General features: G+C 56.0%; 15 protein-coding genes. 12 read left to right on the top strand and 3 right to left on the bottom strand.

The window, feature by feature from the left end; genetic code table 11:
- Positions 1 to 27 precede the first annotated feature (27 nt).
- From KJ653_08790 to KJ653_08750, 9 genes are read left to right on the top strand one after another with little or no spacing between them, the layout of a single operon-like run.
- The gene (locus KJ653_08790) at positions 28 to 363 is read left to right on the top strand and encodes a hypothetical protein (GenBank protein ID MBU0685923.1); all 336 of its coding nucleotides are present in this window, start codon (positions 28 to 30) and stop codon (positions 361 to 363) included.
- Entirely contained in the window at positions 356 to 2356 is a 2001-nt protein-coding gene (locus KJ653_08785; protein MBU0685922.1) for a V-type ATP synthase subunit I, read from the top strand. The genes KJ653_08790 and KJ653_08785 overlap by 8 nt, the downstream gene beginning before the upstream one ends.
- Before the next feature lie 3 nt (positions 2357 to 2359).
- Positions 2360 to 2578 carry an ATPase gene (locus tag KJ653_08780; GenBank protein ID MBU0685921.1) on the top strand — a complete coding sequence of 73 codons (219 nt, stop codon included), beginning with the start codon at positions 2360 to 2362 and terminating at the stop codon, positions 2576 to 2578.
- A gap of 56 nt (positions 2579 to 2634) precedes the next feature.
- Positions 2635 to 3192 (top strand): hypothetical protein, encoded by a 558-nt coding sequence (locus KJ653_08775; protein ID MBU0685920.1) that lies wholly within the window; start codon positions 2635 to 2637, stop codon positions 3190 to 3192.
- Positions 3189 to 4259, top strand: a complete 1071-nt coding sequence (gene ahaC / locus KJ653_08770; protein MBU0685919.1) for an ATP synthase A1 subunit C — start codon at positions 3189 to 3191, stop codon at positions 4257 to 4259. The genes KJ653_08775 and ahaC overlap by 4 nt, the downstream gene beginning before the upstream one ends.
- A 1-nt stretch (position 4260) precedes the next feature.
- Positions 4261 to 4560 (top strand): V-type ATP synthase subunit F, encoded by a 300-nt coding sequence (locus KJ653_08765; protein MBU0685918.1) that lies wholly within the window; start codon positions 4261 to 4263, stop codon positions 4558 to 4560.
- Between the two features lie 16 nt (positions 4561 to 4576).
- The gene (locus KJ653_08760) at positions 4577 to 6313 is read left to right on the top strand and encodes a V-type ATP synthase subunit A (protein MBU0685917.1); all 1737 of its coding nucleotides are present in this window, start codon (positions 4577 to 4579) and stop codon (positions 6311 to 6313) included.
- Between the two features lie 5 nt (positions 6314 to 6318).
- Positions 6319 to 7698, top strand: a complete 1380-nt coding sequence (locus KJ653_08755) for a V-type ATP synthase subunit B (GenBank protein ID MBU0685916.1) — start codon at positions 6319 to 6321, stop codon at positions 7696 to 7698.
- 7 nt (positions 7699 to 7705) lie between these two features.
- Complete coding sequence (locus KJ653_08750) at positions 7706 to 8347, top strand: V-type ATP synthase subunit D (protein ID MBU0685915.1); 642 nt, start codon at positions 7706 to 7708, stop codon at positions 8345 to 8347.
- A 134-nt stretch (positions 8348 to 8481) separates the two neighbouring features.
- Here the strand turns inward: KJ653_08750 and KJ653_08745 are convergent, their stop codons facing one another.
- The gene (locus KJ653_08745; protein ID MBU0685914.1) at positions 8482 to 9858 is read right to left on the bottom strand and encodes a CoA-binding protein; all 1377 of its coding nucleotides are present in this window, start codon (positions 9856 to 9858) and stop codon (positions 8482 to 8484) included.
- A gap of 44 nt (positions 9859 to 9902) precedes the next feature.
- Positions 9903 to 11342, bottom strand: coding sequence for a DNA-directed DNA polymerase II small subunit (locus KJ653_08740; protein ID MBU0685913.1), 1440 nt, complete (start codon positions 11340 to 11342; stop codon positions 9903 to 9905).
- Between the two features lie 54 nt (positions 11343 to 11396).
- Between KJ653_08740 and KJ653_08735 the strand changes: the two genes are divergently transcribed.
- Together KJ653_08735 and KJ653_08730 are read left to right on the top strand one after the other, a co-directional pair.
- A complete protein-coding gene (locus KJ653_08735; protein ID MBU0685912.1) occupies positions 11397 to 11777 on the top strand; it encodes a hypothetical protein in 381 nt (126 codons plus the stop codon).
- Positions 11774 to 12532, top strand: coding sequence for a sugar phosphate isomerase/epimerase (locus KJ653_08730; protein ID MBU0685911.1), 759 nt, complete (start codon positions 11774 to 11776; stop codon positions 12530 to 12532). Before KJ653_08735 ends, KJ653_08730 begins: the two co-directional genes overlap by 4 nt.
- On the opposite strand, the gene KJ653_08725 is transcribed toward KJ653_08730, so the two are convergent.
- Positions 12524 to 13882 carry a CPBP family intramembrane metalloprotease gene (locus KJ653_08725; GenBank protein MBU0685910.1) on the bottom strand — a complete coding sequence of 453 codons (1359 nt, stop codon included), beginning with the start codon at positions 13880 to 13882 and terminating at the stop codon, positions 12524 to 12526. The two genes, KJ653_08730 and KJ653_08725, sit on opposite strands and share 9 nt — an antisense overlap.
- 145 nt (positions 13883 to 14027) lie before the next feature.
- Between KJ653_08725 and KJ653_08720 the strand changes: the two genes are divergently transcribed.
- Positions 14028 to 15081 (top strand): IS200/IS605 family accessory protein TnpB-related protein (locus KJ653_08720; protein ID MBU0685909.1); only part of this gene is annotated, 1054 nt, incomplete at its 3' end.

The following is a 15081-nucleotide window of genomic DNA, read 5'->3' as shown; positions in this document are numbered from 1 at the left end:
ATCGAAACCCGCATCAACGAGCTGGACGTGTCTGACTTGGGCAAGGCCGCGATCCTTCACGAGATAAAAACCACTGAGGAGAAGGTCCGTTCCATGAGCAAGGAGGCCGAGGAGAGGCGGAAGCAGCTCCAGGCCGAGGGGAAGCGCATGGCGATACAGAAGATAGACTCCTCGGATGCGGTTCTCAGGAAGGAGCACGATGCGAAGGTCGCAGAAGCCCGGTCAAGGATCGACAGCCGTAAGAGGGCCCTCCTGGAGGATGGTGCTCGGAAGGCTGCGTCGCTGACATCCAGCGCCCGCAAGAGAATGGGCGAGGCGAAAGAATTCGTTCTTTCGGAATTTGAGAGGGCAGTTGATGCTTAGGCCTGAAGAAATGACCCGTGCGGTGGTCGTCGGGTCCATGGACAGCCTCGACGCAACCATCGAGTGTCTCTACGAGCTCGGGATACTGCACCTCATAGACTTCACAAAGCAGGACGAGGAGTTCAAGCTCGGCCAGCCCCTGCCGAGAGCATCTGATTCCTCACAGAAACTCCTGAAGCTGAGATCGATGATCCGCACCCTCAACATCGAAGAGCACGAGCCTTCTGACAAACTCCACGTCAAAGACATCGACAAGAAGATCGAGCACGCCCTTGTGACGCTGGATGTCAATACATCAAGCAAGGCGGAGGCCAGACAGAAGATCCAGTCTCTTATCCGCGAAAAGGAAATCGAGATCAAGGCACTCGAACCATTCGTCACTTTCGGAATCCCGGTCGAGGATTACGAGGGCTTTGACAGTATCGCATCCTTCGCCGGCGTATGCAAGAATGATCCCGAGACCGCGTTGAGATCAAGGATCAAAGGCATCGAACTCTTCAAGGAAGTCAGGAAGGGCAGCATCGCGGTCGCGGTTTTTGTTAAGAATGTCGATAGGCTGGAGGCTTCCCGGATACTCTCGGAGCACAATCTCCAGGAAGTCAGGCTGCCAAAACTGGTGGGACAGCCGGCCGATATCGTCTCTAAGCACCATGCTGAGATCAAGGAACTGCAAGCGGATCTTAAGCGTGTAGAGACCGACATCGAACACATAAGGAAGCAGTTCGCCGATCTCATCATCTCATCAGAGGAGCACCTCGCCATCGATGTGCTCAAGTCAGAGACCCCGCTCAGGATCGCCACTTCGGCGAATGCGTTCGTCATTGATGGTTGGGTGCCGAGCTCGATGTTGCCAGACATCAACATCGCACTCGATACCATGTGCTGCGGATTGGCATTCATAGAAACGGTCTCCCCCGAGAAGGAAGAGGAACCACCGGTCAAGCTGAAGAACCCGAAGCTGGTGAAGCCCTTTGAGTTCTTCATCAATCTCGTATCGACCCCTAAATACAAGGAGGTCGACCCCACATTGATTCTCTTCATCACGTTCCCGCTTTTCTTCGGCTTCATGATAGGTGATGTCGGCTTCGGTTTGGGACTTGTGGCCCTTGGCGCGGTGATGCTGATGAAGCTGAAGAGGTATCCCGACCTCTATCGTCTCGGGGCGATCGTGCTCGTGGGCGGTCTTCTTGCAAGCATCTTTGGCCTGTTCGTATTCGCGGAAGCATTTGGAGTGCCGTTCCATCCTCCGCCACAGAGCCCTGATGAGGCCTCTTGGGAGTCTGTCGGTAACATCCCTATCAACCCCATCCTTGACAAGATGCATGATACCAAGGAGATGCTGGCAATATCTCTCTTGGCCGGATGGTTGCACCTGACGTTGGGTTTAGTGTTCGGTTTCGTCAACAGCTACCATCACAGCAAGAAGCACGCCCTCGGCAAGATCGCGTGGATGGTTATCCTATTCGGGCTGTTCCAGGAGATCATGGTGATAGCTGGGAGCGCAACTGAGACGAGTCACTTCATCAACTCGACCTTGTTCTCCCCGATACCCTCGATGATCACAACGCTCTCGGGAATCAAGCTATCGATTCCAGCCATTGCGTTCATCGTCGTTGGTGTCGCCGGCCTCCCGTTCTTGGAAGGTCCCTTGGCAATGACAGAGGTCGTCGGCATTTTCTCCAATCTCGTATCTTATGCCAGATTGGCCGCGCTTGCCGTCGGCAAGGGCGCGATGGCCCTTGCGTTCAATTCCATGCTCTTCCCACTGATATTCGATAGCGGCAACATCGGTATCGCGATTGTGGGCATCATCGCACTCTTCGTCACTCAGATGTTCTTCGTGTTCTTCCTGGGAGCCTTGTCCGCAGGGATCCAGGCTATCAGGTTGAACTATGTGGAGTTCTTCCTCAAGTTCTTCGAGGGCGGAGGCACGGACTTCGCCCCCTTGAGCTATGAGAGGAAGTACTCTGTAGCAACAAAACAGGAGGCATAAAAAATGGACATAGGAACCGGGCTAGCCCTCATCGGTGCGGGCATCGCGATAGGCGTCGCGGGCTTGGGCACTGGTTGGGCACAAGCACAGGTAGGTGCGGCAGCAGTGGGCGCGACCGCTGAAGACCCCAAGATGTTTGGTAAGGGCATCGTCATGATGGTGCTCCCTGAGACCATAGTCATCTTGGGCTTCGTCGTGGCGTTCCTGATGATGAACAAGTGAGAACTGGAATTTGGGAGTCGGCGGAACGACCCAGTCGCAACAGGAGTTGAGACGCTATGAGCTTGAACAAGGTAGTCGAGGACATACTCCGAAAGGGAGAGGAGAAGCGGCGCGAGATCATCCAGCTCGGCCAGAGGGAGCGTGACGAGCAGGTCCTACAGGCGGACAAGAAGATACAAGAGAACCGCCAGAAGGCCGAGAAGAGGGCCGAAGCGATGCTCGCTCAGATGGAGCAGCAGGAGGTCTCCAGCGCAGAGCTCGAATCGAAGAAGATGCTTCTTGCCGCAGAGAGGCAGGCCATGGAAGAGCTGAGAGAACAGGCACTCGAAGAGCTGGCGAGCTATCCTCCAGACAAAAGGAAAGAGATATACTCTAAGCTCGTCTCGAGAGCGAGGACAGAGCTCGGAGACTGCTACGTCTACTCCAACAAGGACGATAAGGCGCTTCTGCAGCTGCCCTCCGGGATGACCAGCGGAGGCATAATCCCGTGCAGGGGAGGATTCGTCTTCGAGAGCAAGGACAGGAGCGTCCGGCTGGACTTCCGGTTTGAGAGCGTTCTTGACGATGTCTGGAACAAGAGCATGAAGGAGATACATACAAGACTGTTCGGGTGAGCAAGCAGATGTTGTTTGGTGGCAGCAAGGGCAACTTCGCATATGCGTGCACGCGCGTCAAAGCAAAGAAGCGATTCTTGATGGCGCGCGACACCTACTCGAGGGTGCTACTGATGGACGTACACGAGATCGCCAGGTTCTTGGGTGAGACACAGTATCGCGAGGAGATGAGCAGGTACGGCTCAAGGTACTCCGGGGCGAACCTGATCGAAGTCGCGGTCACACGCAACCTTGCGAGGACTTACTCCGACATCCTGGCATTCACCACGGGCCATCTCAGAGTCATGGTCGGGGACTACCTGAGGCGGTGGGACATGTTCAATGTCAAGACCGTCCTGAGGGGGAAGACCACCGATGTCAGAGACGATGAGATCATCGAGACGCTTGTACCCGCTGGCGCCTTCTCTGATGAGTATCTCAGGTCTCTCGTGCAGATGTCTTCGATCCAGGAGATCATGGATGCTCTCTCCAAGGAACCCTCACTGGGCATCACGCCCGAGCTCGCGAGAGAGGTCGTGGACACCAAGAGGTTGGCTCAGTTCGAGGACCACCTTGACCAGCTCCTCTACTACGATTTGCTACACGTGGTCAAGGGGACTGACACTGCGCAGCAGATACTCAGGCAATTCATACGAAGAGAGGTCGATGTCACCAATCTCAAGGTGCTTCTGAAGTTGAAGGCGGAGCATATACCGGAGGACAAGATCGTCACGTACCTCATACCTGGCGGGATGGACTACAGCATGGACCGGCTCAGGAGTCTCGCGCAGCAGGAAGGCTTGGCCCCAGTCATTGAAGAGCTCGAGAAGTCCTCGATGCACCAGGATATCAAGCCCGCGCTTGAGAAATTCAAGGATGACAAGAAGCTCTCGGGCATCACTATTGCGCTGGACAAAGCGCTCATACGCACGAGTGAGAAGTTCGCCCACTTCTACCCTCTCTCTGTGCTTCCCATCGTCAATTACATAATACGTAAGAAGGTGGAAGTGGACAACATCAGGATCATTGCGAGGGGCAAACAGAGTGGCCTCTCTACCAGAGTGATCGAGGACCTGTTGGTGATGTGAAGTGGAGATCGCGGTGGTAGGCTCGGAGGAGTTCGTCACGGGCTTCAGGCTGGCCGGCATCAGGAAAGTGTACGCCGTCTCGCAGGAGAAGCTGCTGGAGACCATCGTGAAGGTGATGGACGAGGCCGAGGTCGGCATACTCGCCGTGCACACACCGGATCTCGAGAGACTGCCTCCACAGCTGCGCGCTAAGATGATGGAGAGCGTGGATCCAGTCGTCATCCCGGTGGGCATTGAGGAGGGCGACTTGAGGGACAAAGTTCGAAGGGCGATGGGTATCGACCTTTACAAGACGAAGTAATGGGAGAGCGTTCGATATGGCGGAAAAGAAGAAGGGCAAGATAAGCAGGGTTGCAGGACCAGTCGTCACGGCGGAGGGCATCTCGCCGAGGATGTACGATGTCGTCTTCGTGGGCGAGCTGAAGCTCATGGGGGAGGTCATCAAGCTCATTGGCAACAAGACGGTCATCCAGGTCTACGAGGACACCTCAGGCATCAGGCCGGGGGAGGAAGTAGTCGACACGGGCGCTCCTCTGCAGGTTGAGCTTGGGCCCGGACTGCTGTCGAGCGTCTATGACGGTGTCCAGAGGCCGCTCCCGGTCCTCAGGGAGAAGCAGGGGGATTTCGTGTCCAGGGGCGTAACTGCCCCGGGACTCGACAGGACGAAGAAGTGGAAGTTCACGCCAAAGGTCAAGAAGGGCGATGATCTGCAACCGGGGGCGATAGTCGGTGAGGTCCCCGAAGGCAACATCGTCCACAGGGTGTTGCTTCCACCAGACGTCAAAGGCAAGGTCAAGAGCATCTCTGAAGGAGAATACACAGTCGCTGACGTGATCGGAGAGCTCGATACTGGTCACAAGTTGAAGATGATGCAGAGCTGGCCCGTGAGGCACTCAAGGCCATACGTCGACAAACTTCTTCCGGACATCCCACTCGTGACAGGCCAGCGCGTCCTCGACACTCTGTTCCCTCTCGCGAAGGGTGGCACGGCCGCGATCCCTGGAGGTTTTGGGACTGGCAAGACGGTCACGTCCCAGCAACTGTCCAAGTGGAGCGATGCCCAGATCGTCATCTATGTGGGATGCGGAGAGCGAGGGAATGAGATGACAGAGGTGCTGACGACATTCCCGGAGCTCGAGGACCCAAAGACGGGGAAGCCGTTGATGGGCAGGACAGTCCTGATTGCCAACACATCAAACATGCCTGTCGCGGCGAGAGAGGCGTCCGTCTACACAGGCATCACAGTTGCAGAGTACTACAGGGATATGGGCTATGACGTCTCGCTAATGGCCGACTCGACATCGAGATGGGCAGAGGCGATGAGAGAGATCTCCTCAAGGCTCGAGGAGATGCCAGGTGAGGAAGGATACCCAGCATACCTCGCATCTAGGCTGTCGGAGTTCTACGAGAGATGCGGCAGGGTCCAGACGCTATCAGGTGCCATCGGGTCTATCACAGTGATTGGTGCAGTATCGCCATCGGGGGGCGACTTCAGTGAGCCTGTCACGCAGAACACCCTGAGGATTGTGAAGGTGTTCTGGGCGCTCGACTCGAAGCTCAGGGAAAGAAGACATTTCCCCGCCATCAACTGGCTGACTTCGTACAGCCTGTACAGCCCGATCCTCGAGGATTGGTACAGGAAGAACGTCGCAGAGGACTGGAATTCGGTGCGACTATGGGCCATGGAGACCCTTCAGAAGGAGTCTGAACTCCAGGACATAGTCCAGCTTGTCGGTTCTGACGCTCTCCCGGAAGAGCAGAGACTGACTCTCGAGGTCGCAAGGATGATCAGGGAGTTCTTCCTGCAGCAGAGCGCATACCACCCGGTCGACACCTACAGCCCGCTCAAGCGGCAGTACGAATATATGAACGCCATAAGGAAGTTCTCTGAGCACGCGAAGAAGGCCATAGCGCTCGAGATGCCTTTGGAGAAGATCGTATCGCTACCATGCAGGGCGGACCTGGGTAAGCTGAAGTTCGAGGAAACGATCGATGAGGATCTGAAGACCGTGACTGCTGCGATGGACAAACAGTTCGCGAGCCTGGGGGCGTGATGCGGATGGCAAAGGAATACCACACCATAAATCAGATCGCAGGACCTCTGGTGTTCGTTGAGAAAACCGAACCCGTCGGATTCGGGGAGCTCGTGACAATAGCCTTGCCAGATGGATCGACGAAGAGGGGACAGGTCCTCGACACATCCGACGATGTTGTCGTCGTTCAAGTCTTTGAAGGCACGGGCGGCATCGACAGGGCCTCCGGCGTGAAGTTTCTAGGCGAGACCATCAAGATGCCTGTGTCGAAGGACATGCTTGGAAGGATACTGAGTGGTTCAGGCGACCCGTTGGACAAGGGACCGCCTATCATTCCTGAGAAGCGGCTCGAGATCATCGGCGCCGCAATCAACCCGTGGGCGAGGGACAATCCGAGGGAGTTTATTCAGACAGGAATCTCATCGATAGACGGCATGAACACACTCGTGAGAGGTCAGAAACTTCCGATTTTCTCAGGCTCAGGTCTGCCTCACAACGATATCGCACTTCAGATTGCGAGACAGGCGAAGGTCCTCGGGGAAAAGGAGGAGTTTGCCGTCGTGTTCGCTGCCATGGGCATCACTAGCGAGGAGGCCCAGTTCTTCATGAAGGATTTCGAGAGGACTGGCGCCCTCAAAAGGGCGGTAGTTTTCCTGAATCTCGCGGATGACCCAGCGATCGAAAGGCTTCTGACTCCGAAGCTGGCGCTCACGACAGCAGAGTACCTCGCGTTCGACCTTGACATGCACGTGCTCGTCATTCTGACGGACATAACGAACTACTGTGAAGCACTGAGACAGATAGGAGCTGCGAGAGAAGAGGTGCCCGCAAGGCGTGGCTACCCGGGCTACATGTACACCGACCTTGCGAGCCTGTACGAGCGTGCGGGCAGGATCAAGGACAAGAAGGGCTCGATCACCCAGTTCCCGATCCTATCGATGCCTGGCGACGACATAACACACCCGATCCCTGACCTCACGGGCTACATCACGGAAGGACAGATTGTGGCATCCAGGGACCTGCACAGGAAGGGAGTGTTCCCGCCGGTCGCAGTTGAGCGCTCCTTGTCGAGGCTGATGGGTCAAGGAATCGGTCCTGGGCATACTAGGGAAGATCACAGGGCGGTCTCGGACCAACTGTATGCTGCATATGCCGAGGGAAGAGACCTCAGAGGCCTCGTATCGATCGTCGGCAAGGAAGCCCTGTCCGAGAGGGACAGAAAGTTCCTGGATTTCGCCGACGCCTTCGAGGACCGGTTCATCCGCCAGGGCAAGGACGAGGACAGAGGCATCGAGCAGACTCTGGACCTAGGTTGGGAGCTGCTTTCATCTTTGCCGGTCGACTCGCTGACGAAGATTGATAGAAAGATCATCGAGAAATATCATCCGCTCATGAAGAAGAAGTGATTGACAGATGTCAGTGCGCGAGATACAGCCGACCAGATCAGAGCTGCTCGAGGTCGGGAAGAAGATCAAGCTGACCAAGAACGGGCACAAGATTCTGAAGCTGAAGAGGGACGGCCTTATCTTGGAGTTCTTCAAGATACTCGACCAGGCGAAGGACCTGCGGCAGGAGATTGCCATGAGATACAAGGAGGCTAACGAGAAGATTGCCATCGCCACTGCGATTGACGGTGCGATCGCCGTCCGATCTGCGTCATATGCGCTCACCGGTCACCCGGAGATACAGCTCCGCAGCAGAAACCTCATGGGCGTGGTCGTTCCGATCATCCAATCATCGACGATCGTCGCGCCGTTGAATGAGCGCGGGTACGGCATAATCGGGACATCGCCCAGGATCGACGAGGCGACGGATGCTTATGAGAAGCTCGTCGAGACAGTCGTCAAGGCGGCGGAGCTCGAGACCACGATTAAGAAGCTCCTGGAGGAGATCGAGAAGACCAAGCGACGGGTCAATGCGCTCGAGTTCAAAGTGCTTCCAGAGCTTGAGGAGATTGAACGGTTCATCAGGTTCCGGCTAGACGAGATGGAACGCGACAATACCTTCAGGCTCAAGAGGATAAAGGACAAGAGCACTAAGACGGCAGAGGCGTGAGTCCTTGGCGCTGTTTGACATCCTTCAGGACAGGGCGAAGCTGACGAAGCTCGTCTGGTTGGCTTACATATCAAGCCTTGCGATCATGGGGATCGGCCTCTTCATAATGCTCAAGGACCTGTTCGGATAAGACGCTACTTGATCAGGCCCTTCTTCTGGAGGTACTTACCTCTGAGCGACAGCGCATGCAGCGCTGTAACCGCCCTCTCAGGGACAGGCATGACAGGCACGCCTCTAGAATCCAGGAACCGCTCTGATTCGGGGTCCTCTATCCCGGCAAAGCAGGCAACAGTCGGCTTGCCGCTTAGCTTCGAGGTTATGGAGATCCATTTTGCGATCTGGTAGAGGTTCGTTGCCGCCTGTCTTGCAGCTATCACCATTATCCCCTTCACCTCAGGGGCCTGGCCCACGACCTTCAGAACGTTCGCATATCGCGCAGTGTCGGCGTCCCCGATGATGTCTATCGGGTTTCCCCAGCTCCAGGTCGGCGGACAGACCTTTCCGATCGCGTCCAAGGTCTCCTCGGAGAGGTCCGCGAGGTCTAGCCCCATATACTCCGCACAGTCGGTCGCAATAACGCCCATGCCTCCTGCATTGGTGACAATGACGACCCCATCCCCCATCATGGGCGGTTGGCTCGCGAGTGCCTGAGCCGCGTCGAAAAGCTCGAACATCGTCTTGGCGCGGAACACACCCGTCTGCTTGAACGCGGCGTCGAAGGCGGCATCAGAGCCGGCCAACGCTCCGGTGTGGGATCTCGCGGCCTTTGCCCCCCTTTTGGACCTGCCAGCTTTCAGGATGACTATTGGCTTCTTCTTGGAGGCCTTATCGAGCGCTCGGAACAGTTCCTGCCCCCTTCTGGTCGATTCCATGTACGCGGCGATGCACTTGGATTTCGGGTCCTGACCGAAGTAGCGCACGAGGTCAGCATCGTCTATGTCCGCCTTGTTGCCCGAGCTCACGAAGGCTGAGAATCCTAGCATCTCACCGATCGAGTATTCTATGGCTGCTGTGCAGAATGCGCCGCTCTGCGAGAAGAACGCGATGGAGCCATCGATGGGAGATGTCCGCGCAAACGACGCGTTCAGGTGGTGATGGGGGGAGATGACGCCGAGTGAGTTCGGGCCGATGATGCGCATCCCGTACTTGTGAGCGATCTCCAGAACTTTCCTCTCGCGCTCCTTTCCATCGGCATCCCCTTCCGAGAACCCCGCAGATATGATGGTGACGGATTTGGTGCCCTTCTTCCCGATCTGCTCCATGATATCCTGCACGAGGTTGGCAGGCACGACCACGATCGCCATGTCCACTGGGCCAGGCGTGTCGAGGATCGTGGGATAGCAGGGCATTCCCAGGATCTCCTTGTAGTTAGGGTTCACGAAGTATATCTTGCCCTTGTAGCCGTCGCTGAACAGATTCTCGATGATGATGTTCCCGATCTTCCCGGAGGTGGGCGTCGCCCCTATGACGGCCACTGATTTCGGCCTGAAGAACGCATCCAGATTGTTCACGACGGGCAATCCCGTTCAGTGGATATCAAACCTTTTGTGAACCATCAGCTCGAGAAATCCTCGATCCATGCCTCACCGGTTCCCAGATTCACCATCGGGACCTTCGCCGGGTCCGGAGTCTGGTTGTGCATCCTCTGGAACGCGGTCTGGGACTGCCATGCAGAGGCATTTATGAGCTTGATTCCCCTGTATTCTGCGATCCCGCATGCGTGCACGTGCCCTGTGACGAATATGTCTGGCACCCGGTCGATGACCATGTAGTCCTTCTGTTCGGGCGCGAGCGGGGTCTTTTCTCCATACGTGGGAGCCAAATGCCTCCTCTTCAGCATCTCCTTCATGATCTCGGTCGGCTCCGAGTAGCTCAGGTTCCTGACGCTCGCGATGAAGTCGTCCATGCTTCTCCCATGGTATGCGAGGATGGTCCTTCCCTCGATCTCGAGATAGCACGGGTTCCCGACGAAGGTCACCCGCGAATCGAACATGGATGTGACCTCTGTAGGCAGAGCCGGTTGCGGCTCCGCAAGCCTTACGGCATCGTGATTGCCGGGCATCATCACCAGCTTGATCCATCCCGGGATCAGGTTCGCGAGCCTCGCAAATTCGGTGTATTGATCATAGATGTCTTCGATCAGTAGCTCGTCCTCTTGGCCTGGGTAGATTCCGATGCCATCCACGAGGTCTCCTGGCATGATGATGTACCTGATATCCTTGGCTGACGGGTCCTTCGCCAGCCAGGCGACGAACCTGCTCCAAGCATCTGGCAGGAACTCAGTGCTCCCTACATGGATGTCAGAGACAAATGCGACGACCGATCTCGAACCGTTCGGCGTCATGCCGCTGTTGTACGGCACTTCTGGCCTGATGACCTCCTTCGCGACAACTATCTCTCCGTCCTTGCTGAAGGACCCGATGACTCCAATGACCTCGTCCTTGATGAACGAGTCCATTCCTTTCTTCGAGCCCTTCATGATGAGGACCTGTATCTTGTCCTCCTCGTCCTCAAGGTCAATCATAGTGTGACCGTTCTTGGTGGTCCGCACATCGTTGACTATGCCGACGAATCTGATGTCCTTCTTCACCTTCTTTGCTTTCGAGATGGGCATCAGACCCGACAGCTCCCTTCGCTTTACGAGGATTCTTTTGATGTTCGAGAACCGGTCATTGAACAGCTTCGCGAAATCGATGATATTCCCTACGCAGGTCGAATCGCCAGTTATGTCCTTCAGGATCTTCAGGTCGCCCGTGCTCTCAAGGTGCTCGCTTTTCGCCACATTCTCCGATCTCGGAGGAGCAGATTCCCTCTTGGGCTGGCAGGTCAGATAGTCATTCACATCCGTCTTGGTCAAAACAAGCGGTCTGTTCGAATCGTTGAGGATCGTGTTCGCGCATTTGATTGCGTCAGGTGCCCCGGCAAGTGCGTCGATGGCGTCGGGCTCGACTAGTATGCCCTTCTCCTCAAACATCTTCAGAATCCGTTTCTTCATTCCGCCAATCCTAGCGCGGACGTCTTTAAATATCTTTTCCAACATGGCTGGCACATGGTTCTCGTCCGGCTCGCGTCTCGATACTATCCAACGGAGGACAAGGCCCGAGTCATGGGAGCTATCACCCAGATCTTCCCGGACGCTGAGATCGTTGGCGAGGAGACTCTCACAGCAACCTCAACGTCTATCGAACTATTCGGAGAGATCCTCAAACGGTATAGAATCAGGGATGCGGCACGGAAGGTCATGAGGCGTGGTATCAAGGGCAACAGCACAAGCTTCAGGCTGAACAAGCAGGTGGCCGCGATCGGCAAGATATCGTTCTCCGAAGAGAGCCACGCTCTCGGCGACATCGAGGTCACCATAGAATCGGAGGACATAGAAGCTCTGATAGATTCAATCGCACCAAACACTCGCATGGAGGGTCGGCGATGATAGGCATTGGGTCCCCAGCATTCTGCATGTCCCCGTTCATGAACACGCTTGAGCAGATCTCCGAGCGCTTCAAACTGTGGGAGGTCCTCTCAGAGGGAGAGAACAGGCTCGAACTGATACGAGACGGCATCAAGTACGGGCGTGAATCCTTGGGGATGCGGTTTCAGGTCCACGCCCCCCTGAGCGACGTCAACATCGGGAGCGTTCATGAACCGATGAGGATCGCTGCAGTAAACGAAATCAAGCAAACAGTCGTGATGTGCAGGCAATTGGAGATTCCTCTGGTGACCGTGCATCCCGGATTCGTCCAGGGCATCGCGTTCCTGAACAGGCACAACGCGCTCGAGAGAACCAAGCAGTCGATCAAGGAGATAGCCTCGTTCGCAATGGATCAATCGGTGTCGATCGCCGTCGAAAATCTCCCGGCGAACATCAATGCCACCTGTACCCAGGCTGCGGAACTTCTCGAGGTCGTCGAAGGTACAGACCTCGGGATCTGCTTCGACATGGGCCATGCCAATACGGCTGGTCAGCTCGACGAGATGCTCGCGCTCGTCGACAGGTTCAGGAACGTGCACATGCACAACAACGAGGGCGACTGGGATCAGCACAACAAGGTAGACGACGGGTCCGCCGACCTCGGGAAGGTGGTCTCCGTCCTCAGAAGATGGTACAAGGGAAACATCATCATTGAGGCGACGGACCTCGACAGCGGCTCAGAGAGCAAATGCGTTCTTGAGAAGATGTTAGCCTAAGTGACCGCACCCTAGGCACTGGAACTTGCCATCTATCCAACGTGCTTGTGTATTGCCACAGATGGGACATACGTATCCTCCCCCGAAGCCTTGCCGGGGAGGAGGTGCATGCGGTGCCCGCCCCGAAGCAGGACCGTAATGAACCTGGACAGTGTGTTGTGTGTCTGGGGGCTGATAGTAGGCGTGCATCTGCATCCTAGGATCACTCCATGGGGTTGGAGCTGGAGCAGATCCTCCGTCCAGATATTTCTTGCCTGAGAAGAATTCGCCGATCCGGACGGCATAGTAGACGAAGAATAGCAGTCCGAAGCCAAGCCATACGAGGATTGCCAGGCCCAACAGTAGGGTCAACCCGTTGGAATTGAAGACATCCATGGGCATGCTCAGGTAGTCGGTTCCGAAGTGCAGCATGATCGAAGCAGCTATGCCGTACCTCAGGAACAGGTATCCGAATGCGAACCCGCCCACTGCCGCGGGTACGATCTTCCATGAGCCCCATCCGCCGAGGTAGTGAGCGAACCCGAATATCGTGGCGGAGATGATGATGAGCGACACCTCCGGAATCCCCAACTTGAACCCGCCTCCCAGAAGATAGGAATAGGCCTTTCTCCGATAGTTCCTCCGCGCGAGATCTACAACGACCATTGGCAGTCCGATCAGAAGGACGCGGACCGCGATCTCCTCCCAGACAGATGCATTGGCTAGCAGGAACAGGTTCTCCGTAAGCGAACCCGTGCTGGGGGCATCAGCCGCCGATGGTCTCAGCAGTATCACGACTAGGACGGAGAAGAAGAGCGTCGCGAACATCAGGCCGCAGGTCTCGAAGATGGCGCTGTGTTCGCGCGACTTCGCGTTCATGCCGAGTTCCTTTGCGAAGCCTTTGTATCCGCTCAGCAGAACCCAAGTGCATGCGGCCACTATGGCTCCGACGAGGAACAAGTACCAGACAAGCAAGGCATAGCCCGAGATGGAAACGATATCAACGATGACAGGGAGGACTAGGAAGAGCGTGAATCCTGTCCAGACGTCTAGTATGTCGGGAACCACGAGATGGATTCCGTAGATCAGTGTGAAGAGCGAGACGAGAATCTGGATGATGAAAGTGACCATCACGAATGCCGATATCCCCTTGATGACAACCCTCCAATTCATCCTTGTTGGCCGATAGTAGGTAGGTTGAGGCGCCCAATGGCGTCTGTCTCCGGCCGTGGGCAGGCCGGCATATCTAGCGGATGGCTTCAGCGCGCCGCATCTGGGACAGTAGTGCCCCCTCGGTGGTATCTCCGCGCTGCAATTCGTGCAGTACTCCGGCACAGGTGATGTGGTGACTGGCTCAGGACCCACAGACACAGGGCGCGCAAACCATGTCCTTTCTATATTACATTATCGTGGTTCTGTAAGAAACCGGGTGGTGAGCATGCACGAGCGGATGGATGGGTACATGTGCTGTGTTCGACGCTACATGTAGTGGCGAGAAGCAAGTATCAAGAGAATCGTGAAGGACCAGATGCTGACCAAGGGAGTGGTATTCCGCTTGGTAGGTGAACTCCCATTTGAAGCGAAGTCACTGCTCGAGGACTTCCGCCTCTCAGCAAACAGCGCAATCCGGATCGGCCTCCTGGCGCGTGTGACTTCTCGGAATGCCATTTGCAAGCTGGCCTATAAGGGTCTTCGGGAAGATCATCCTCGGATGTATGCCCAGCATCTCGTCTCCGCGTTCGAAGTGGCTGGCTGCATCCTGAAGAACCATCGCAGGCGGCTTCGGAAGGGTAACGGTGGCCATGTTCCCTATATCCGGCGATTGTTCATGAAGACCGAGAATCAGGCATACAAGCTTGACCGTGCGAACGGCGTCATCGACCTGCCGATCAGGGCAGGATGTCATGTCAAGCTCAAGCTGGTCCTCAGCAACTACCATCGGAGATATCTGGATGACGCGGGCTACAGCCTCGGTTCGCTGACCCTCTTTCCAGACCGCGCCATAATCGCTTTCAGGAAAGACGCACCTAGACCGTTTGTGCCTGAATCCGCACTTTCACTCGACACGAACGAGCGCAGTCTGGATGGCGTGTTCACCAAAGGCGGTGACGTCACGGTCGTCAAGGCGGAGTTCCCTGATGTCGCCATCATACAGCAAAGACATCATGACCGGCGCAGGAGGCTCCAGAAGAAGAAAGCACACGACCGACGGACAGCGAGAGATCTCTGCAAGAAGGAGGGGGCGAGAGAGCACCACCGAATCGAGTACAGACTCCACCAGGTGGCGGATGCAGTGCTCTCCTTTGCCGAGGGCAAGAAGTCGGCCGTGGTGCTCGAGGACCTGACAGGAATCCGATTCAAAAGGGGAAAGGATATGAATCGTCGCCTCAGCCTGTGGCCGAGAAGGAAGCTTCACAGCATCATCGAGTACAAAGCTCAGTGGAGAGGAATCCCTGTCGTCAAAGTCGATCCAAGATACAGCAGCGGAAAGTGCCCGATATGTGGGAAAATACAAGATTCCCGAATGGGCACGGAGTTCGTATGTGAGTGCGGCTGGCACCTCGACAGGC

Source organism: Candidatus Thermoplasmatota archaeon, assembly GCA_018814355.1.
Lineage (GTDB): Archaea > Thermoplasmatota > Thermoplasmata > UBA10834 > UBA10834 > COMBO-56-21.
The sequence above is the reverse complement of the archived record's forward strand: the minus strand, read 5'-3'. Positions and strand labels throughout refer to the sequence as shown.